The organism is Microbacterium sp. Mcb102 (assembly GCF_024519805.1).
Lineage (GTDB): Bacteria > Actinomycetota > Actinomycetes > Actinomycetales > Microbacteriaceae > Microbacterium.
In genome coordinates this window covers 1096779-1117706 of the sequence record NZ_JALJRG010000001.1, presented here as the reverse complement: position 1 = coordinate 1117706, position 20928 = coordinate 1096779, and the positions used below count along the sequence as shown (strand labels likewise).

21 protein-coding genes and 2 tRNA genes are annotated in these 20928 nt (G+C 67.6%); 19 read left to right on the top strand and 4 right to left on the bottom strand.

Annotated features, from left to right (window positions below; translation table 11 throughout):
• Positions 1-12 precede the first annotated feature (12 nt).
• From rapZ to OC372_RS05390, 9 genes are all read left to right on the top strand, one after another.
• Positions 13-885 carry an RNase adapter RapZ gene (gene rapZ, locus OC372_RS05430; RefSeq protein WP_091037165.1) on the top strand — a complete coding sequence of 291 codons (873 nt, stop codon included), beginning with the start codon at positions 13-15 and terminating at the stop codon, positions 883-885.
• Between the two features lie 67 nt (positions 886-952).
• A complete protein-coding gene (whiA, locus tag OC372_RS05425) occupies positions 953-1930 on the top strand; it encodes a DNA-binding protein WhiA (RefSeq protein ID WP_017202788.1) in 978 nt (325 codons plus the stop codon).
• Positions 1931-1942: 12 nt separating this feature from the next.
• Positions 1943-2713, top strand: coding sequence for a hypothetical protein (locus OC372_RS05420; protein WP_262001128.1), 771 nt, complete (start codon positions 1943-1945; stop codon positions 2711-2713).
• Positions 2714-2869: 156 nt separating this feature from the next.
• A complete protein-coding gene (locus tag OC372_RS05415) occupies positions 2870-3496 on the top strand; it encodes a superoxide dismutase (RefSeq protein WP_029261619.1) in 627 nt (208 codons plus the stop codon).
• 115 nt (positions 3497-3611) lie between these two features.
• A complete protein-coding gene (gap, locus tag OC372_RS05410; protein WP_105710159.1) occupies positions 3612-4622 on the top strand; it encodes a type I glyceraldehyde-3-phosphate dehydrogenase in 1011 nt (336 codons plus the stop codon).
• 10 nt (positions 4623-4632) lie between these two features.
• A complete protein-coding gene (locus tag OC372_RS05405) occupies positions 4633-5847 on the top strand; it encodes a phosphoglycerate kinase (protein WP_029261621.1) in 1215 nt (404 codons plus the stop codon).
• Positions 5838-6629, top strand: a complete 792-nt coding sequence (tpiA, locus tag OC372_RS05400) for a triose-phosphate isomerase (protein WP_167633366.1) — start codon at positions 5838-5840, stop codon at positions 6627-6629. The genes OC372_RS05405 and tpiA overlap by 10 nt, the downstream gene beginning before the upstream one ends.
• An 81-nt stretch (positions 6630-6710) precedes the next feature.
• Positions 6711-6959 (top strand): preprotein translocase subunit SecG, encoded by a 249-nt coding sequence (gene secG / locus OC372_RS05395; protein WP_029261623.1) that lies wholly within the window; start codon positions 6711-6713, stop codon positions 6957-6959.
• A complete protein-coding gene (locus OC372_RS05390; RefSeq protein ID WP_017830291.1) occupies positions 6959-7312 on the top strand; it encodes an RNA polymerase-binding protein RbpA in 354 nt (117 codons plus the stop codon). Before secG ends, OC372_RS05390 begins: the two co-directional genes overlap by 1 nt.
• A gap of 74 nt (positions 7313-7386) precedes the next feature.
• Here the strand turns inward: OC372_RS05390 and OC372_RS05385 are convergent, their stop codons facing one another.
• Positions 7387-8619, bottom strand: a complete 1233-nt coding sequence (locus OC372_RS05385; RefSeq protein WP_262001127.1) for a hypothetical protein — start codon at positions 8617-8619, stop codon at positions 7387-7389.
• A 125-nt stretch (positions 8620-8744) separates the two neighbouring features.
• Positions 8745-8815 (bottom strand) — tRNA-Gly (locus tag OC372_RS05380).
• Between the two features lie 123 nt (positions 8816-8938).
• Here OC372_RS05380 and OC372_RS05375 point away from each other — a divergent pair.
• The 10 genes from OC372_RS05375 to clpX all read left to right on the top strand — a co-directional run bounded on the left by OC372_RS05375 (position 8939) and on the right by clpX (position 18296).
• A tRNA-Pro gene (locus OC372_RS05375) sits at positions 8939-9012 on the top strand.
• A gap of 62 nt (positions 9013-9074) precedes the next feature.
• Positions 9075-10550 (top strand): trigger factor, encoded by a 1476-nt coding sequence (gene tig, locus OC372_RS05370; RefSeq protein WP_262001126.1) that lies wholly within the window; start codon positions 9075-9077, stop codon positions 10548-10550.
• A 72-nt stretch (positions 10551-10622) separates the two neighbouring features.
• Complete coding sequence (locus tag OC372_RS05365) at positions 10623-11117, top strand: tetratricopeptide repeat protein (RefSeq protein WP_262001125.1); 495 nt, start codon at positions 10623-10625, stop codon at positions 11115-11117.
• An 81-nt stretch (positions 11118-11198) separates the two neighbouring features.
• Complete coding sequence (locus OC372_RS05360; protein WP_017830295.1) at positions 11199-11795, top strand: ATP-dependent Clp protease proteolytic subunit; 597 nt, start codon at positions 11199-11201, stop codon at positions 11793-11795.
• A 20-nt stretch (positions 11796-11815) separates the two neighbouring features.
• Entirely contained in the window at positions 11816-12457 is a 642-nt protein-coding gene (locus OC372_RS05355; protein WP_029261627.1) for an ATP-dependent Clp protease proteolytic subunit, read from the top strand.
• Between the two features lie 154 nt (positions 12458-12611).
• Positions 12612-13547, top strand: coding sequence for a sugar-binding transcriptional regulator (locus OC372_RS05350; protein ID WP_029261628.1), 936 nt, complete (start codon positions 12612-12614; stop codon positions 13545-13547).
• A complete protein-coding gene (deoC, locus tag OC372_RS05345; RefSeq protein ID WP_262001124.1) occupies positions 13544-14545 on the top strand; it encodes a deoxyribose-phosphate aldolase in 1002 nt (333 codons plus the stop codon). Before OC372_RS05350 ends, deoC begins: the two co-directional genes overlap by 4 nt.
• 13 nt (positions 14546-14558) lie before the next feature.
• Positions 14559-16001 carry an aldehyde dehydrogenase family protein gene (locus OC372_RS05340; protein WP_262001123.1) on the top strand — a complete coding sequence of 481 codons (1443 nt, stop codon included), beginning with the start codon at positions 14559-14561 and terminating at the stop codon, positions 15999-16001.
• Positions 15998-16849 carry an aldehyde dehydrogenase family protein gene (locus OC372_RS05335; protein WP_262001122.1) on the top strand — a complete coding sequence of 284 codons (852 nt, stop codon included), beginning with the start codon at positions 15998-16000 and terminating at the stop codon, positions 16847-16849. The genes OC372_RS05340 and OC372_RS05335 overlap by 4 nt, the downstream gene beginning before the upstream one ends.
• 178 nt (positions 16850-17027) lie before the next feature.
• Complete coding sequence (gene clpX, locus OC372_RS05330) at positions 17028-18296, top strand: ATP-dependent Clp protease ATP-binding subunit ClpX (RefSeq protein ID WP_029261632.1); 1269 nt, start codon at positions 17028-17030, stop codon at positions 18294-18296.
• 6 nt (positions 18297-18302) lie between these two features.
• Here the strand turns inward: clpX and OC372_RS05325 are convergent, their stop codons facing one another.
• Both OC372_RS05325 and OC372_RS05320 read right to left on the bottom strand, forming a co-directional pair.
• The gene (locus tag OC372_RS05325) at positions 18303-18800 is read right to left on the bottom strand and encodes a GyrI-like domain-containing protein (RefSeq protein WP_262001121.1); all 498 of its coding nucleotides are present in this window, start codon (positions 18798-18800) and stop codon (positions 18303-18305) included.
• Between the two features lie 19 nt (positions 18801-18819).
• Entirely contained in the window at positions 18820-20871 is a 2052-nt protein-coding gene (locus tag OC372_RS05320; RefSeq protein WP_262001120.1) for a M3 family metallopeptidase, read from the bottom strand.
• Between the last annotated feature and the right edge of the window lie 57 nt (positions 20872-20928).

Sequence of the window (20928 nt, the reverse complement as noted above, 5' to 3'; positions counted from 1 at the left end):
GAGCACTGAGCAATGTCTGACGAGGAAAAGGGCGAGTTCCTCATCGTCACGGGAATGTCCGGCGCGGGTCGGACCACGGTGGCGAATGCGCTGGAGGATCTCGGCTGGTACGTCGTCGACAACCTCCCGCCCCAGATCCTCCGGCCGCTGCTGGATCTGACCGATATGGGTGGCAATGCGCTTCCCAAGGTCGCCGCCGTGGTCGATGTCCGGGGACGCAACCTCTTTGACGACTTCCCCGGCGTCGCGCGCGCTCTCCGGTCTCGAGGGTCTGTCCGCGTCCTGTTCCTCGACGCCTCCGACGACGTCCTCGTGCGGCGCTTCGAGTCCGTCCGACGGCCGCATCCGCTCCAGGGGGATGGGACGCTCCTCGACGGGATCCGCATCGAGCGCACCAGACTCGCACCGATCCGTGAGGCGGCCGACCTGGTCATCGACACCTCGCGGCTCAACATCCATCAACTGGCGACGCAGGTTTCGGACATCTTCTCGGAGGAGGGCGCGGCGCGCCACCGCGTGACGCTCCTCAGCTTCGGATTCAAGTACGGCCTGCCGACCGACGTCGACATCGTCGCCGACATGAGATTCCTGCCCAACCCGTTCTGGAACGAAGAACTCCGCGGCCTGACCGGCCAGGACGAGACGGTCCGTGAGTACGTCCTCTCGCGGCCGGGTGCGATGGAGTTCCTGGACGCCTACTCGACGGCCCTCGTGCCTGTCCTCGAGGGGTACCAGCGCGAGAACAAGAGCCACTCCACGATCGCGATCGGTTGCACGGGGGGAAAGCACCGTTCGGTCGCGATGTCGGAGGAGCTCGCGCGCAGGCTGTCCGCGATCCCCGGCGTCGCCGTCAACGTCCGCCACCGAGACCTCGGCCGAGAATAGCGGTCCGCCCGGCCGAGTAAGCTGGACGTTTGCGCCGCGACCCGGCGCGTGAACGTGAAGGAGTGTCGTGGCACTAACCACCGACGTCAAGGCCGAGCTGGTCAGCATCCGCAATGCACCCCCGACGGTGCGAGTTGCGGAAGTCACCGCGATCCTCCGGTTCGCCGGTGGTCTGCATTCGATCGCCGGCCGCGTGGCCGTGGAGGCCGAGGTGGACGCCGAGACTCTCGCGCGCCGCGTCGCACGTGACCTCGCCGAGATCTACGGCGTGCGTCCCGAGATCGCGCAGGTGCAGTCGAGCACCGCGAACGACGGTGCCCGGTGGGCCGTGCGGGTGATCGCCCAGGGCGAGACGCTCGCCCGTCAGACGGGGCTCCTCGACCAGCGGCGGCGTCCCGTGCGTGGGCTCCCGAACCGCCTCACGACCGGTTCTCGGGCCGAGGTCGCCGGCCTGTGGCGCGGAGCGTTCCTCGCCGCCGGCACCCTGAGCGAGCCGGGCCGTTCGGCCATGCTCGAGGTCGTCTGCCCGTCGTCGGAAGCGGCGATGGCCCTCGTCGGTGCCGCGCACCGGCTCGGCGTGGCCGCCAAGGCTCGCGAGGTCCGCGGCATGCCGCGTGTCGTCGTGCGCGAAGGGGAGGCGATCCGCACCATCCTCAACGAGATGGGCGCGCAGAAGACCGCCATCGCGTGGGAAGAACTCCGTCAGCGCCGCGAGGTCCGGGCCGGGGTCAACCGCCTCGTGAACTTCGACGACGCGAACCTGCGCCGCTCGGCGCAGGCCGCGGTCGCCGCCTGCGCGCGTGTGGAGCGCGCACTCGAGATCCTGGCCGACGAGGTACCCGATCATCTGAAGGTCGCCGGAGAGCTGCGTCTGGCTCACCGGGATGCCAGCCTCGACGAGCTCGGCCATCACGCCGACCCGCCGCTGACGAAGGATGCCGTCGCTGGCCGCATCCGCCGCCTGCTGGCGATGGCCGACAAGCGCGCTCAGCAGGAGGGTATTCCGGGCACCGAGGCCGCCGTGCCCGTGGGACTCGACGTCTGAGAGAATCCCTGCATGAGTGTCTTCGGCTGGCGCAGTGCAGAGTTCGGTGAGGCGACGGTCGAGACGCCGTTCGCGGAGACGATCCGTGATGCGATCACGGTCCTCGGCGTCGCTCCCACGATCACCGAGGGGCCTTTCGTCCGCTGGTACGACGGTGCGCGGCAGATCTCCGTCCGTCCGTCGAGCAGTGGCGGTGCGCAGATCCTCGTCGCGCACACGGATGCCATCGCTGACGAGGAGTATCGGAACTTCGAGTCCCTGCCCGACTCTGCTCTTCCCTACCGGTGGCGCGCGGATGACATCGGCCTCCTCCCCGACGGCAGCTACCTGCCGGGGGAGCGGGTCGTCGACGATTTCGACGCGCTGGCTCCGGTCCTGACCCGGACACTCGTCACGCTGTGCGAGGCGACGGCCGCGCTGGGGGACGGGCGTTCCGAGGCGCAACTGCACGTCTGGTACGCCGATCCGGCACATGACGCCCTCGCCAGGGCCGACCGTTGGGCGGCGCGTCGCAAGACCTCGCTGAGCATCGCGTTCAAGGCGGGGACCGGGAACATACATGTGATGCCGGTGGGCGGGAAGGCGCACGCAGAGCGGATCTCGTTCCCCGCCACCCCCGAGAACGCATCCATCGCCGCGGGCGCACTCCTGGAGCAGGTCGTGGCTACGGGGGCGCCGAATCCGGCGGCGCTCCGACAAGACTCGCTGATGTACGTCGACCGTCGCAAGCTCGTGCTCAGTCCGTTCGCCCTCGGCATCCCGCAGATGGGGCTGAACGCCTGATCCGGGTCGACCGGTCCGAACCGTCATATGGCGGAAGGTTCCGGGGCGCACCCGCGTTGTCGTCAGTAGGATGAAAGATGTCCGCTCTACGCCGCACATCGGCGGCGCGGAGGATCGGCAAGCGCCGCGGCGCGGCGCGGATTGGATGAAAGCGATATGGCGACTTACACGCTCCCCGACCTTCCCTACGACTTCGCAGCCCTCGAGCCGCACATCAGCGGCAAGATCATGGAACTGCACCATGACAAGCACCACGCGACGTACGTCGCGGGCGCGAACACCGCGCTCGACCAGCTCGCAGAAGCCCGCGAGAGCGGCAACCTCGCGAACGTCAACAAGCTCGAGAAGGACCTCGCCTTCAACCTCGGCGGCCACGTCAACCACTCGATCTTCTGGACGAACCTGTCGCCGAACGGCGGAGGCCAGCCCGAGGGCGAGCTGAAGGCGGCCATCGATGAGTACTTCGGCTCGTTCGAGAAGTTCCAGGCGCACTTCACCGCGGCGGCGACCGGCATCCAGGGCTCCGGCTGGGCCGTGCTCAGCTGGGACTCGATCGGCTCGCGCCTGATCATCCAGCAGCTGTTCGACCAGCAGTCGAACACGGCGCAGGGCACCATCCCGCTGTTCCAGCTCGACATGTGGGAGCACGCGTTCTACCTCGACTACCTGAACGTCAAGGCGGACTACGTCAAGGCCGCGTGGAACATCGCGAACTGGGAGAACGTCGCCCAGCGCCTCGAGGTCGCCCGCAAGCAGACGAACGGCCTGCTGGTACTGTCGTAATCGGGTCGCGTCCCGACGGGCCACGGCTCGTCGGGACGCCCTCTCAGCCAAAAAACCCCGCGCTTCATACATGCTGGAAAGCTGTGTGCAGCGCACGAGAAACAGGGAGACCTGAGTGTCTGTCAAGATCGGTATCAACGGCTTCGGCCGCATCGGACGCAACTACTTCCGCGCGGCTCTCGCGCAGGGAGCGGACCTTGAGATCGTCGCCGTCAACGACCTCACCGACAACAAGACCCTGGCGCACCTGCTGAAGTACGACTCGGTGGGCGGCGTCCTCGACGCCGAGATCAGCTACGACGACGAGAGCATCACCGTCAACGGCAAGGTCATCAAGGCCTTCGCCGAGCGCGACCCCGCCGGTCTCCCGTGGGGTGAGCTGGGTGTGGACATCGTCATCGAGTCGACCGGCTTCTTCACCAAGGCCGAGCTCGCCAAGAAGCACATCGAGGCCGGCGCGAAGAAGGTCCTCATCTCGGCTCCGGGCACCGGTGTCGACGGCACGTTCGTCATGGGCGTGAACGAGGACACGTACAACCCGGAGACGGATCACATCATCTCCAACGCGTCGTGCACCACGAACTGCCTCGCACCGCTCGCGCAGGTCTTCAACGACGCGTTCGGCATCGACCGCGGCTTCATGATGACCGCGCACGCGTACACCGCCGACCAGAACCTGCAGGACGGCCCGCACAGCGACCTCCGTCGTGCACGCGCCGCCGCGATCAACATCACCCCGGCTTCCACCGGTGCTGCCAAGGCCATCGGCGAGGTGCTCCCGGAGCTCCAGGGCAAGCTCAGCGGCTCGTCGTACCGCGTTCCGGTTCCCACCGGTTCGATCGTCGACCTCACCCTCATCACCGACCGTGAGAACCTCACGGTCGACGAGGTCAACGAGGCGTACAAGAAGGCTGCTGCCGAGGGTCGCCTCGCCGGCTACCTCCAGTACAACGAGGACCCGATCGTGTCGAGCGACATCGTGCACAACCCGCACTCGTCGATCTTCGACTCGACGCTCACCAACGTGAGCGGCAACCTGATCAAGGTCTCGAGCTGGTACGACAACGAGTGGGGCTACTCCAACCGTCTCGTCGACCTGACCGAGTACGTGGCCGAGCGCCTCTAAGCTCAGGAACATGACTCTGCGCACCCTGGACACACTGGGGTCGCTCGAGGGCAAGCGCGTCATCGTCCGTTGTGATCTCAACGTCCCGCTCCGGGACGGGATCATCACGGACGATGGCCGTGTCCGCGCCTCGCTGCCGACCCTCAATGCACTCATCAACGCGGGCGCCCGCGTCGTCGTGTGCTCTCACCTCGGACGGCCGGATGGCGCGCCCGACCCGCAGTACAGCCTGGAGCCGGTGGCTCAGCGGCTGTCCGAGCTGCTCGGCGCTCCGGTCGCGTTCGCACGCGACACGGTCGGCGAGTCGGCGAAGGAGGCCGTCGCCTCGCTCGAGGACGGCGGGGTCGTCGTCATCGAGAACCTGCGGTTCAACCCGGGGGAGACCGCGAAGGACGACGCCGCGCGCGGAGCCTTCGCGGCTGAGCTCGCCGAGCTCGGTGACGTGCTCGTCTCCGACGGGTTCGGAGTCGTGCACCGCAAGCAGGCGAGCGTCTACGAGCTCGCCGAACTGCTCCCGTCTGCGGCCGGACTGCTGATCGCGGCCGAGCTCGACGTGCTCGACCGTCTGACTGAGAACCCCGAGCGCCCGTACGCGGTCGTGCTCGGCGGGTCGAAGGTCAGCGACAAGCTCGGCGTCATCTCGCACCTGCTGCCGCGCGTCGACAGGATTCTCGTCGGTGGCGGAATGCTCTTCACCTTCCTGAAGGCGCAGGGGCACGCTGTGGCTTCGAGCCTGCTGGAAGAGGATCAGCTCGAGACGGTTCGCGGCTACATCGCTGAGGCGGCCGAACGCGGTGTCGAGCTCGTGCTCCCCACCGATGTCGTCGTCGCCGCATCGTTCGGCGCGGACGCCGCGCACGAAGTCGCCGCGGCGGACGCGATCGAGTCGACGCCGTTCGGTGCCTCCGGCATCGGACTCGACATCGGTCCGGAGACGGCAGCACGCTTCGCCGACGTCATCCGCGAATCGAAGACCGTGTTCTGGAACGGCCCGATGGGCGTGTTCGAGTTCCCGGCGTTCGCGGCCGGCACCAAGACCGTCGCGCAGGCGCTCACCGAGGTCGACGGCCTCAGTGTCGTCGGTGGCGGCGATTCCGCCGCGGCCGTCCGTCAGCTCGGATTCACCGACGACCAGTTCGGTCACATCTCGACCGGCGGCGGCGCGAGCCTCGAGTTCCTCGAGGGCAAGAAACTACCTGGGCTGGAGGTCCTCGGATGGGTGTGAACTCCCGTACCCCGCTGATCGCGGGAAACTGGAAGATGAATCTCGACCACCTTCAGGCGGTCGCGTTCGTGCAGAAGCTGCACTGGACGCTGAAGGATGCCAAGCACGAAGACGGATCCGTCGAGGTCGCGGTCTTCCCGCCGTTCACCGACATCCGCAGCGTGCAGACGCTCATCGACGCGGACAAGATCCCGTTCGCGCTCGGTGCGCAGGATGTGTCGGCACACGACTCCGGTGCGTACACCGGTGAGGTCTCCGGTGCTTTCCTGGCGAAGCTCGACGCGAAGTACGTCATCATCGGCCACTCGGAGCGTCGTGAATACCACGCCGAGGGCGACGATGTCGTGGCGGCCAAGGTGCAGGCATCGCTCAAGCACGGTCTCGTGCCGGTGATCTGCGTCGGTGAGACCGCGGGCGACCTGGAGAAGTTCGGTGCGAGCGCCGTCCCGGTGTCGCAGCTCGAGGCCGCGCTTCAGGGCGTGTCCCCGAAGGCGGACATCGTGGTGGCGTACGAGCCGGTGTGGGCGATCGGCTCCGGCCAGGCCGCGACGCCGCAGCAGGCGCAGGATGTCTGCGCCGCTCTGCGTGCGGTCGTCGCGAAGGTTCTGGGCGACGAGGCAGCCGCGCGCACGCGCATCCTCTACGGCGGCTCCGTGAAGGCGGCGAACATCGCCAGCTTCATGCGCGAGCCCGATGTGGACGGCGCACTGGTCGGCGGGGCGAGCCTCGTCGTGGACGAGTTCGCAGCGATCATCCGCTTCGAGAAGCACGTCGGAGTGTGAGTGCAGCGGGGCTGCGGCCCCGCTGCACCGTATACTTGACCGTTACGGGGGCGTTCCGGCCCCAGCGAAAGGCTCTTTCTCGTGGCAATTCTCGAGTTCGTCCTGCAGGTCGTGCTGGGCATCACCAGCGTTCTGCTGACCCTCCTCATCCTCCTGCACAAAGGTCGGGGCGGTGGACTGTCCGACATGTTCGGTGGAGGCATGACCTCTGCGGTCGGCTCCTCCGGTCTTGCGGAGCGGAACCTGAACCGCTTCACCGTCGTCCTGGCATTGACATGGTTCGTCGCCATCGTCGCGCTGGGCCTCATCACGAAATTCGAGGTCATCTGATGGCTACCGGTGGAAACGCCATCCGCGGCACCCGTGTCGGCTCCGGCCCGATGGGCGAGCAGGATCACGGTTATCACGCCGACCGAATCGCGGTCTCGTACTGGGACGGACTCGGCAACGAGACCGTGCGCTACTTCGCTGCGGGACTCCCCGAAGAGGAGATCCCCGAGACGATCGATCACCCGCAGTCGGGTCTCCCGGCCGGGCGTGACAAGGAGAACCCTCCTGCTCTCGCGAAGGCGGAGCCGTACAAGACGCACCTCGCGTATGTGAAGGAGCGTCGTACCGACGAGGAAGCCGTCCAGCTTCTCGACGACGCACTCACGCAGCTGCGCGAGCGTCGGGGACAGTGACCTCGAGCTGACATCGAAGAAGCCGCCGTGAGCGATCACGGCGGCTTCTTCCGTTCCCGGGTCTGTTTCGTGGCTCAGCGGCAGCCTGCGGCGGCGTCGATGTACTCCTGGGGCGGGTATCCGTAGGCCCAGACCCCGTTGGCATCGTCGGTGTATCCCATGCTGATGGCCCACGCAGTCGCCCATTTCTCGATGCTGTCCTGTGTCGACGCGTCGTACATGTCCTCGCACTTGACACTGATCGCGTGACCGACCTCGTGCGCGACCAGTGCCTTGCTCCGCTCCGCCGGCCACTGCTCGGCGACCGAGTTCGACAGCTCGATGTTGGCGCGGCCGGGGTCATCCCACCACCACGTGGTGTACCCGCCCATGCTGCCGTTGTAACCCGCGCCGTTGACCACGGGGGACCAGTCGAATTCGAGGAGCACGCCGGGGGCGAGTGAGCGGGCGAAGGCCTCGATCTCCAGGCGAGCACCTCGCAACGGCCCCGACTTCTCCGCCATCTCTTCGGACTCGGTCGCGATGACCTGCGCGCCGGCGTCCTGCAATGCGACATAGGTGGTCGCCGCGTCGTCATCGACGGTCGTCGCCGCCAGCGCATCCGCGGCGGCGCTCCGGAGCGCGATCACGGCATCGTTGCGGGCTGAGGGGTGTGCCGTCTCGAAACCCGCTGCCGCCTCACCGGCTGCGGTGAGCACGCCCAGGCCACTCTCCTGAACGGCCTCCTCTGCTTCGACGGCGCTCTCGGACGCGGTTTCGAGCTCCTGCGCCAGTTCGTCGAGCGCGCTCTCGTCCTCGACGAGCGCCGCGGACGCTCCGAACAGCTCCCAGAACCAGACCGGCTTCTCTTCGGGGGACGGCAAGGCGGTGGCGAGGAGCTTCTCCGCGACCGCTCCGGCTTCTTCCCCCTCGGCGACGGCGGTCGACAGTGCAGAGACGGTCTCCTCCGGCACGGCGATCTGTGCGCTGCCCGCGTCCAGGATGACGTGGCCGGCATCCGTCGCCCGGGTCAGCACGTCTCGGGTGTGAGCGGTTTCCGACGTGATCGCCGTCGCGGTCCGCAGGGTGTCGGCGAATCGGTCCGCGGCAGCGTCGTAGCCGAGGTTCGCGGACAGCTGGGTGATGCCGAGGGCGGCGATCACCGCGGCGCCGCCGAGAACGCCGATGAGGAGGCCTTGATGCGGGCGTCGGCGAGCACGGGGACGCGCGGTCGGATTCGGACTCGAGGAGAAGCGCGCCGGCAGCTCGTGGGGCCCGCGTGTCAGGGGGATCGAAGCCTCCAGGCCGGACGGAAGCGGGGCGGTCACGTCGTGCCCATTCGATGGTGCCTTCCGGTCGGAGACTGCGAGAGTCGATGCTTTCAGAGTATTGGACCGACCGCCGAGCATGCGAGAAGGCCCCCACCGTTTCCGATGGGGGCCTTCTGATCCGGAGGGGCTGACGGGAATCGAACCCGCATCATTAGTTTGGAAGACTAAGGCTTTACCACTAAGCTACAGCCCCGGATCCCCGCGGAATCTCGGGGACGGGCCGGAGTCGCATCTCCGGACTCATCGATCATACCGGACAGTCGGGGGTGCTCTCGTCCGTTAGACTCGGTGGGGCTGAATCTGCGTGCGGATTCCCCGGGGCGTAGCTCAGCTTGGTAGAGCGCCCGCTTTGGGAGCGGGAGGTCGCAGGTTCAACTCCTGTCGCCCCGACACGGCCCCACGGACCTTACAGCCGCGATACCGCGCGGAAATCACAAGGAGAACACACCAGCATGGCGAACAGCACCGTCGAGAAGCTGACCCCGACCCGGGTCAAGCTCACCATCACGGTCACCCCGGACGACCTCAAGCCCAGCATCGCGCACGCCTACGAGCACATCGCTCAGGACGTGCAGATCCCCGGCTTCCGCAAGGGCAAGGTCCCGGCGCCCATCATCGATCAGCGCATCGGCCGCGGTGCGGTCATCGAGCACGCGGTGAACGAGGGCCTGGACAAGTTCTTCCGTGACGCCACGGTCGAGCACAAGCTGCGCGTCGTCGGCCGTCCGGCCGCCGACATCACGCAGTGGCCGAACGAGAAGGACTTCTCCGGTGACCTGCTCGTCGACATCGAGGTGGACGTCCGCCCCGACATCGAGCTGCCCGCCTACGACGACATCACCGTGACGGTCGACGCCGTCGAGGCCGACGAGGCCGCACTGGATGCCGAGCTCGACAACATGCGTGCGCGCTTCGGCACGCTGGTGCCGGTCGACCGTCCGGCAGCGAAGGGCGACTTCGTCGAACTCGACCTCGTCGCGACGATCGACGGCGCCGAGATCGACCGCGCCGAGGGCGTCTCCTACGAGATCGGCTCCGGCGAGCTGCTCGAGGGCATCGACGACGCGATCGAGTCGCTCACCGCCGGTGAGGACACCACGTTCCGCTCGGCTCTCGTGGGCGGCGACCACGCCGGCTCCGAGGCCGAAGTCTCCGTGTCCGTCAAGGCCGTCAAGGAGCGCGAGCTTCCCGAGGCCGACGACGACTTCGCGCAGATCGCGAGCGAGTTCGACACCATCGCGGAGCTCCGCGAGAGCCTGGCTGAGCGCGTCGCACAGCAGGGCGTCTTCACGCAGGGTTCCGCCGCGCGCGACAAGCTCGTCGAGGCGCTGCTCGAGAAGATCGAGATCCCGGTTCCGCCGCAGCTCATCGAGGACGAGGTGCACAACCACCTCGAGGGCGAAGGCCGTCTCGAGGACGACGTGCACCGCGCCGAGGTCACCGAGGCGAGCGAGAAGCAGTTCCGCACGCAGGTGCTGCTCGACACGATCGCCGAGCAGGCCGACGTGCAGGTCTCGCAGGAAGAGCTGAGCCAGTACCTGATCCAGTCTGCCGCGCAGTACGGGATGGCTCCGCAGGAGTTCGTCGAGGCGCTGCAGTCCTCGAACCAGCTGCCCGCGCTCGTCGGCGAGGTGGCCCGGAACAAGGCCCTCGCCATCGCGCTCGGCAAGGTCAAGGTCGTCGACAGCAACGGCAAGGCCGTCGACCTCTCCGACTTCATCGTCACGGACGACGAGGCCGAGACCGAGGCGGAAGCCGAGGAGAAGCCGGCCAAGAAGGCTCCGGCCAAGAAGGCTCCCGCCAAGAAGGCTCCGGCCAAGAAGGCCGAAGCCGACGCTGCGGACGAGACCGCCGAGAAGAAGCCGGCTGCCAAGAAGCCCGCCGCCAAGAAGGCTCCGGCCAAGAAGGCTGCCGACAAGGCTGAGTGATCGGACACGATCCAGTGAAGAGGGCGGGTGCTGCGGCATCCGCCCTCTTTTCCATCCAGGGAGGGAGCAGCGATGAAGACGTGGGATGAGCGCATCGACGAGGTGTGGGAGGACGCGACGGGCGAAGAGGTCGGCGACGACACGATCGCGCGGATCGATGCCCTGGCCGCCGAGCGCGGATCGGACGACGCACGCGCGGAGTTCGAACGTGCGGGTGCGCGCGACTCTGCGGGTAAGCCGGCCGAGGCCGTGGAACTGTACCGGCGCGCCCTGCAGCTCGGTCTCGACGAGGAGCACCGCCCGCAGTGCGTGATCCAGCTGGCGAGCTCCCTGCGCAACCTGGGGGAGTACGACGAGGCTCTCGCCGTCATCCGTGCCGAGGAGGAGCTGTCGGCTGATGGGCCCTATCGCGACGCCGTCGCGACGGTCCACGCACTCATCCTCGCGAGTGCCGGGCGACCGGCGCAGGGGCTCTCGGTCGCGTTGCTCGCCCTCGTGCCGCACCTCCCGCGGTACCACCGCTCGATGACGGCCTACGCCCACGAGATCGCCGGCACCGACACCTGATATGCCGACGGCGAACACGGCCTGAGTGCTGCGTTGTCGCCGGTAGATTCGAATCACTGAAACACGGAATCAGGAGCTGACATGGCTGCAGAACCCCTCCTCGCAACGAGCGTCTTCGACAGGTTGCTGAAGGACCGCATCATCTGGCTCGGCTCGGAGGTGCGAGACGAGAACGCGAACGAGATCTGCGCGAAGATCCTTCTTCTCGCCGCAGAGGACTCCGAGCGAGACATCTACCTCTACGTGAACTCGCCGGGTGGCTCGATCACCGCGGGTATGGCGATCTACGACACGATGCAGTTCGTGCCGAACGACATCGTCACCGTCGGCATCGGAATGGCAGCCTCGATGGGCCAGCTGCTGCTGACCGCGGGCACCAAGGGCAAGCGCTACATCACGCCCAACGCCCGGGTGCTGCTGCACCAGCCGCACGGTGGCTTCGGCGGTACGTCGAGTGACATCCAGACCCAGGCGCAGCTCATCATGTCGATGAAGAACCGCCTCGCCGAGATCACCGCAGCGCAGACCGGCAAGTCTGTCGAGCAGATCAACGCCGACGGTGACCGCGACCGCTGGTTCACCGCCGAGGAAGCGCTCGAGTACGGCTTCGTCGACCACATCCGCGAATCGGCCTCCGACGTCATCGGCGGCGGCGGAACCGACCAGGACACCGAGTAACGGAAAGCGAAAGGACGCTCATGTACACACCCACCTTCCGCGCTGCCGGTGACCTGCCCTCCAGCCGCTACGTGCTCCCGCAGTTCGAGGAGCGCACGGCCTACGGGTTCAAGCGTCAGGACCCGTACAACAAGCTGTTCGAAGACCGCGTGATCTTCCTCGGCGTGCAGGTCGACGACGCGTCGGCCGACGACGTGATGGCGCAGCTCCTCGTCCTGGAGAGCCAGGACTCCGAGCGTGACATCACGATGTACATCAACTCGCCCGGTGGTTCGTTCACCGCGATGACGGCGATCTACGACACGATGCAGTACGTCGCGCCGCAGATCCAGACCGTCGTGCTCGGCCAGGCGGCATCCGCCGCGGCCGTGCTGCTCGCGGCCGGCGCACCCGGCAAGCGTCTCGCGCTGCCGAACGCCCGAGTGCTGATCCACCAGCCCGCGATGGGCGAGGCCGGCCACGGCCAGGCTTCGGACATCGAGATCCAGGCCGCGGAGATCCTCCGTATGCGGACCTGGCTCGAGGAGACCCTGGCCGGGCACACCAAGCGCACCCCGGAGCAGGTGAATCGTGACATCGATCGCGACAACATCCTCTCCGCCGCGCAGGCGCTGGAGTACGGCATCGTCGACCAGGTGCTCACCACGCGCAAGCGGGTCTGAGACCGTTCGGTTCTGAAGGGGCGTCCGTCATCATGACGGGCGCCCCTTCGCCGTGTCCGGCGAATGTGCACGCGCTGCGGGCGTTCTGCTCATATGAGCAATTGCGTGCGCGAACGCAGTTTCCGGCCTACGCTGGGTGAGGAAGGAGGATGCCGTGGAAGAAGATCTGCTCATGGTTCGCGTCGCCGAGCTCTACTACGACGAGGACAAGACCCAGGACGAGATCGGCGGGCTCCTCAAGATCTCCCGCTGGAAGGTCGGCCGACTTCTGGTCCAGGCCAAGGACCGCGGCATCGTGCGCATCGAGATCGTGCACCCGCGTGCCCGTCGGCTCGGTCTGGAGCGGATGCTGGTGGAGCGGTTCGGCCTCACCGATGCCGTCGTCGTGCCCGCGCCGGACGGCGACGACGGGACGCTCGAGCGCGTCGCGCAGGCTGCCGCCGACTTCCTGACCGCGCTGCGTCCGGTTCCGCGCACCCTCGGCGTGAGCTGGGGGCGTACGCTCCGTGCCGTCGCTGAAGCCCTCCCCGACGGATGGGCCAACGGTGTCACCGTCGTGCAGCTCAACGGCGGCGTCAGCCTGAACCGCCGCTCCGGCGGCGCGGCCGGGCTGGCAGTGACGATCGCCCAGCGCGCCTCCGGGCAGGTGTCGCTGCTGCCGAGCCCGGCGATCCTCGAGCGCGTGGAGACCAAACAGGCCATCGAGTCCGACCGCACGGTCGCGGCAGTTCTCGAAGAAGCTGCCGAGGCGCAGGCGTTCCTGTTCACCGCGGGACCTTGCGATGCCTCGTCCGCCCACGTCGAGAACGGCTACCTCACGGGCGAGGAGGTCGAGGAGCTGGCGCGGCGCGGCGCGGTCGGTGACGTTCTCGGCCGCTACGTCGATGCCGAGGGCAACATCGTCGACTCGCAGCTCGACGCCCGGACGGTCGGCGTGTCGCTCGACCGGCTGCGCGGAGCCGCCCACGCGATCTTCGTCACGGCGGGCCCCGCCAAGCACGACATCGCACGTACGGTCGTGACCAGTGGCCTGTGCGGTGTACTGGTGACCGATGAGACCACAGCACGAGCATTGTTGGAGGAACAGTGACGACCACAGAAATCAGCCGCAGGACGGCGGTGGATGTCCTCGGCGGTGAGCCGGACGATGCCACCCTCCGTCGCTTCCTGCACGGGCTCCCCGGTGTCGACGCGGTCGGCCTGGAGCAGCGCGCTGCGGGCCTCGGCACCCGCTCCATCAAGACCACGTCGAAGGCCTGGGCCCTCGACACCATCATCAAGCTGATCGACCTCACCACACTCGAGGGTGCGGACACTCCTGGCAAGGTGCGATCGCTCGTCGCGAAGGCGAAGAATCCGGACGCCGCCGACCCCTCGACCCCTCGGGTCGCGGCCGTGTGCGTGTACGGCGACATGGTGGGCGACGCGGTCACCGCCCTGGGCAGCCTGCACGGCGACCCCGACGACGGTCTGATCTCGGTCGCGGCAGTGGCCACAGCGTTCCCGAGCGGCCGTGCGTCGCTCGCGATCAAGCTCGCCGACACCGCCGAGGCGGTCGCCGCGGGCGCAGACGAGATCGACATGGTCATCGATCGGGGAGCCTTCCTCTCCGGGCGCTACGGCCTCGTGTTCGATCAGATCGCCCAGGTGAAGGAAGCCTGCCGCCGCGAAGACGGTTCGTCCGCCTCCCTCAAGGTGATCCTCGAGACCGGTGAACTGAACACCTACGACAACATCAAGCGCGCCTCCTGGCTCGGCATCCTGGCGGGAGGCGACTTCATCAAGACGTCGACCGGAAAAGTGCAGCCTGCGGCGACCCTGCCGACCACGCTGCTGATGCTCGAGACGGTCCGCGACTGGCACCGCGGCACGGGTGAGAAGATCGGCGTGAAGCCGGCCGGCGGCATCCGCTCCTCGAAGGACGCGGTGAAGTACCTCGTCACGGTGGCCGAGACCGTGGGGGAGGAGTGGCTGCAGCCGCACCTGTTCCGCTTCGGTGCGTCCAGCCTTCTCAACGATGTGCTCCTGCAGCGTCAGAAGCTCAGCTCCGGCCACTACTCGGGCCCCGACTACGTCACGATCGACTGACGGGAAGACGAACATGTCATTTCTGGAATACGCTCCGGCACCGGAGTCCACTGCGGTCTTGAACCTCAAGAACAGCTACGGGCTGTTCATCGACGGCGAGTTCGTCGACGGGTCGGGCACGCCCTTCAACACCATCTCCCCTGCGACCGAGAAGCACATCGCGGAGATCGCCTCCGCGAGTGACGACGACGTGGACCGTGCGGTCAAGGCGGCGCGTCGCGCCTACGAGAAGACCTGGTCGCGGATGAGCGGCCGCGACCGCGGCAAGTACCTCTTCCGCATCGCCCGCCTCGTGCAGGAGCGTGCTCGCGAGCTCGCCGTCGCGGAGAGCCTCGACAACGGGAAGCCGATCAAGGAGAGCCGTGACGTCGACGTGCCGCTCGTCGCCTCCTGGTTCTTCTACTACGCGGGCTGGGCGGACAAGCTCGATCACGCCGGGCTCGGCGCGAACCCCCGCGCTCTCGGCGTCGCCGGACAGATCATCCCGTGGAACTTCCCGCTGCTCATGCTCGCGTGGAAGATCGCGCCCGCTCTCGCCGCCGGCAACACGGTCGTGCTCAAGCCCGCCGAGACCACGCCGCTGACGGCGCTGATCTTCGCCGAGATCCTGCAGCAGGCCGACCTTCCGGCCGGTGTCGTGAACATCGTCACCGGCGCGGGAGCCACGGGCTCGACGCTCGTGCGTCACCCCGATGTGGACAAGGTCGCCTTCACCGGCTCGACCGGCGTCGGTCGCGACATCGCGCGCGCCGTGGCCGGGACGAACAAGAAGGTGACGCTGGAACTGGGCGGCAAGGCCGCGAACATCGTGTTCGACGATGCTCCGATCGACCAGGCCGTCGAGGGTATCGTCAACGGCATCTTCTTCAACCAGGGCCACGTCTGCTGCGCAGGGAGCCGCCTGCTGGTGCAGGAGTCGATCCACGATGAGGTCGTCGACCGGCTCAAGGCGCGCCTGTCGACTCTGCGCCTCGGCGACCCGCTCGACAAGAACACCGACATCGGTGCGATCAACTCCGCAGCCCAGCTGGCCCGCATCCGCGAGCTGAGTGACATCGGCGAGGCCGAAGGTGCGGAGCGCTGGACGGCCGACTGCGCGATCCCCGAGCAGGGGTTCTGGTTCGCTCCGACCATCTTCACCGGAGTCGAGGCGTCGCACCGCATCGCGCGTGACGAGGTCTTCGGTCCCGTGCTCTCGGTGCTCACCTTCCGCACACCGGCCGAGGCCGTGGCGAAGGCGAACAACACGCCCTACGGGCTGTCGGCGGGCATCTGGTCCGACAAGGGATCCCGCATCCTCGCGGTGGCCGACCGGCTCCGCGCCGGGGTGATCTGGGCCAACACGTTCAACCGCTTCGATCCGTCGAGCCCGTTCGGCGGTTACAAGGAGTCCGGATACGGCCGCGAGGGCGGACGTCAGGGTCTCACCGCCTACCTCAAGGGAGCTGCAGCATGAGCAAGCGTCTGACCGTCCCGAAGACGTACAAGCTCGCGATCGGCGGGGCTTTCCCGCGCAGCGAGTCAGGTCGCACGTACGAGGTGCTCTCGCCCCAGGGCGAATTCCTCGCCAATGCCGCGAAGGGTTCCCGCAAGGATGCCCGTGACGCCGTGGTGGCCGCGCGCGCCGCGGTCAAGGGCTGGTCCGGGGCGACCGCCTACAACCGCGGACAGGTGCTCTACCGTGTCGCCGAGGTGCTCGAGGGTCGGCGTGCGCAGTTCATCGACGAGATCGTCGCCCAGCAGGGACTCTCGTCCTCGGCCGCGGCCACGCAGGTGGACGACGCCATCGATCTCTGGGTCTGGTACGCGGGCTGGTGCGACAAGTACGCCCAGGTCGCGGGGAACGCGAACCCGGTCTCGGGCCCGTACTTCAACATCTCGGTTCCGGAGCCGACGGGCGTCGTCGCGATCATCGCGCCGCAGGATTCCGCGCTGCTGGGGCTGGTCTCGGTCGTCGCTCCGGCGCTCGTGGCGGGCAACACGGTCGTGGTGGTGGCCAGCGAACGGCATCCGCTCTCGGCCATCAGCCTCGCCGAGGTCCTGGCCACGAGTGACGTGCCGGGCGGCGTCGTCAACGTGCTGACGGGTTCGCCTGCGGAGGTCGCCCCGTGGCTGGCGTCGCACCAGGATGTGAACGCCCTCGACCTCGCGGGTGCCGGCGACCTCGACTGGGTCGACATGCAGATCGCGGCCGCCGACACCCTCAAGCGTGTGCTCACTCCGGGTGAGGTCGTCGCCTCTCCCGAGCGGATCGGCGCCTTCACCGAGGTGAAGACGGTCTGGCACACCAAGAGCATGGTCTGACGCGGCTCTGCAGATCTCGTGAGGGGTCGGGAATCGCCGCCCCGGAACCGGGGATAGCGGCGGTTCCTGACTCCTCATGTGTCGCGACCCGATGCCGAGTACGGTCCAATGCGGCCCAGTGTCGTATGCAGCGGTTAGGCTCGAAGGACGATCTCTGATCCCCCATAGGAGGACGCGCATGGCCCGCATCGGTGAAAGCGCTGACCTGTTCAAATGCTCATTCTGCGGAAAGAGTCAGAAGCAGGTCCAGCAGCTGATCGCCGGACCCGGCGTGTACATCTGCGACGAGTGCGTCGAGCTCTGCAACGAGATCATCGAAGAGCGGATGGCCGAGTCCTCCGGCGACGGTGTCGCGGAGTTCGAGCTGCCCAAGCCGCGTGAGATCTTCTCGTTCCTCGAGGAGTACGTCGTCGGTCAGGAGCCCGCCAAGCGCGCTCTCTCCGTCGCCGTCTACAACCACTACAAGCGCGTTCGTGCACTCGGCACTCTGCAGTCCGCCGAGCAGCGGGCCGAAGAGGTCGAGATCGCGAAGAGCAACATCCTGCTCATCGGTCCGACGGGCTGCGGCAAGACCTACCTCGCGCAGACGCTCGCCAAGCGCCTGAACGTGCCCTTCGCCGTGGCCGACGCCACCGCGCTCACCGAGGCAGGGTACGTCGGCGAAGACGTCGAGAACATCCTGCTCAAGCTCATCCAGGCCGCCGACTACGACGTCAAGCGCGCTGAGCAGGGCATCATCTACATCGACGAGGTCGACAAGATCGCCCGCAAGGCCGAGAACCCGTCGATCACCCGTGACGTCTCGGGTGAGGGCGTGCAGCAGGCGCTCCTGAAGATCATCGAGGGCACGGTCGCGTCGGTTCCGCCGCAGGGTGGCCGCAAGCACCCGCACCAGGAGTTCCTGCAGATCGACACCTCGAACGTGCTGTTCATCGTCGCCGGGGCTTTCGCCGGGCTCGAGGACATCGTGTCCGCACGTGTCGGCAAGCACGGCATCGGCTTCGGTGCGCCGCTGCACGACAAGGGCAAGGACCTCGACCTGTTCAGCGAGGTGCTCCCCGAAGACCTGCACAAGTTCGGCCTGATCCCCGAGTTCATCGGCCGTCTTCCCGTCGTCACGTCGGTCTCGCCGCTCGATCAGGCCGCGCTGATCGACATCCTGACCGGCCCGCGCAACGCGCTGGTGAAGCAATATCAGCGCATGTTCGAGATCGACGGCGTGCAGCTCGAGTTCGAAGAAGACGCGCTGCGTTCGATCGCCGACCTCGCCGTCGAGCGCAAGACCGGTGCCCGTGGGCTCCGCGCCATCCTCGAAGACGTCCTCGGGCCGATCATGTTCGAGATCCCCTCGGCAGAAGACGTCGCCAAGGTCATCGTGACCCGCGCGGCCGTCGACGAAGGCGCGCCGCCCACCATCGTGATGGAGCGCAAGCGCAAGAGCGCGTGACCTCGGTCAGGCCAGCGGCAAGATGAGGTCGGTGCGCAGCTCTGCCGGCGTTGTGCTCGGATCGGACACGTACACCTCGATCCAGACACTTCCGGTACGGAATCCCTGCGCTCCGGCGCGTTCGACGAGACCCGCCCATCCGGCACCGAGTTCCTCGTAGGAGCCGAACACGGTCGTCGCGACAGCGGGCCCCGACGGCAGGGCCGAGCCGATGATGACACTTCCGCTCGCCGTGGGGATCGGATTCTCCGGCGGGGAGACCACGGGGTAGCCGAGTTGGAGATCGAAGACGTCCATCGGGTCGCCGTGGTAGATCGCGAGCGCGGGGCCGGCCGGGGTCAGCACGTCGCCGGCGAACGTCAGGGCGATCGCCGAGTAGCCCGCGTCGAACGCGTCGGAAAGGTCGGCGATGCGGATGCCATTGTGACGGATCACCGCGAGCGGAACGGCGTCGAGGTCCAGACGGTCAGCCGGGCCGAACGGTGCGTCGGGGAATGCGTTCATGCCCTCAGGGTCTCACGACTCAGCCGCCGAGACCACGGCGCTTCAACAGCGGCTCGATCTCGGCGTCGCGACCCCGGAAGTCGCGGTACGCCTGCAGGGGGTCCTTCGAACCGCCGACCCCGAGCAAGCGCCCGCGGAACCGGTCACCGTTGGCGCGGGTGAGCCCGCCGTTCTCCCGGAACCAGTCGACCGTGTCGGCGTCGAGCACCTCGCTCCAGATGTAGGAGTAGTAGCCCGCGCTGTACCCGCCGGAGAAGACGTGCGCGAAGTATGTGGACGAGTAGCGGGTGGGGACAGCCGGGTCGTCGAGGCCGATGTCGGCGAGGGCGGCGGCCTCGAACGCGGCGACGTCGCCGATCTCCGCGTCGACACCCACGCGGTGCCACGCCTGGTCCAGCCATGCGGCGGCCAGGTACTCGCTCGTCGCGTGGCCTTGATCGAACGTCTCGGTCGCGCGCAGGCGCTCGACGATGGCGGGGTCGAGGGGTGCGCCGGTCTCGTGGTGTCGGGCGTAGTTGTCGAGGACCTCCGGCCAGAGGATCCACATCTCGTTCACCTGGCTCGGGAACTCGACGAAGTCGCGGAACACGTTCGTCCCGGCGAAGTGCGGGTAGGTCACCGTCGCGAAGAGTCCGTGGAGGGCATGTCCGAACTCGTGGAACAGCGTGGTGACTTCGTCGAGAGTCAACAGTGTGGGCTCGCCGTCGCCGGGCAGCGGCACGTTGAGGTTGTTGACGACGACCGGTGCGGTGCCGCGCAGTCGTGACTGGCTCACGATCGCGTTCATCCAGGCCCCACCGCGCTTCGAATCGCGCGTGTACAGGTCGAGGACGTACAGGCCGACGGGAGTTCCGTCGTCGTTGCGCACCTCGAACACGCGAGTCCCGGGGTGGTAAGCCACCAGGTCCTCGCGCTCCGCGAACGTCACACCGTACAGCTGCGTCGCGGCGAAGAAGACTCCGTCCTGCAGCACGCGCTCCGCCTCGAACCAGGGGCGCAGGGCGCTGGAGTCGATGTCGTACCGCGCCGTGCGCTCCCGTTCGGTGTAGTACGTCCAGTCGTGGGCCTCCACGGCGAACGGCGTGGATTCGGTCTCGTCGACGATCGCCTGCAGAGCGGTGTGCTCGGCCGTCGCATTACGTGCGGAGGGCGCGGCGAGCCGACGCAGCATCTGCTCGACGGCATCGGGAGTCCCGGCCGTCTCGTCGGCGGTGACGTACGCCGCGTGCGACTCGTACCCGAGCAGAGCCGCACGCTCCGCCCGCAGCCGCACGATCTCGAGGAGGACCGGGCGGTTGTCGTTCGCGTTGTCGCGGGATCCGCGCGCGAGAGAGGCGGCCATGATGCGCCGTCGCGACTCCCGCACTCGCAGCTGGGCCAGGGCGGGGTGTCCCGTGAACAGCGGCAGCGTGATGAGCAGCTTGCCGTCGAGCCCGCGGTCCGTCGCGGCACGCGCCGCGGCCGAAAGCTCTCCGGTGCTCAGACCATCGAGCTCCGCGGGGGTGTCGAACACCACGGCGAGGTCGTTCGTGTCGTTCAGCAGGTTGCGCTCGAACGTGTTCGTCAGCGTCGAGAGCTTCTGGTTCAGCGCCGTCAGCTGTTCTTTGGCCTGGTCGTCGAGGCCGGCACCCGCGTGCGTCATCTCGCGGTGGTGGCGCTCCACCAGGTAGCGCTGCTCGGCGTCGAGACCGAGAGCATCCCGCTGCTCGAACACCTGCTGCACGCGCCAGTACAGCTGCGCGTCGAGGGTGATCGCGTCCTGGTGGGCGGCCATGAGGGGGGCGAGCTGCTCGTCGATCTCCTGGATCTCCGGCGTCGCATCCGCGGAGCTGACCGTGTAGAAGGCGTGCGCGACCCGGTCGAGCAGCTCACCCGAGCGTTCGAGCGCCTCGAGGGTGTTCTCGAAGGTCGGCATCGATCGCACCATCGTGATGCGGGCGACCTCGCGGAGTTGCTCCTCGAACCCGGCCTGGAATGCCGGGAGATAGTGCTCGGGCCGGATCGCGGGGTAATCGGGGAGCCCGAAGGGGAGAGTCGACGGCTGGAGGAGCGGATTCATGGCGTCGGTCATCTTCCGAGCCTATCCACCGAGGTCATCAGAGCTCAGGAATCGTCAGGAGAGTCTTGC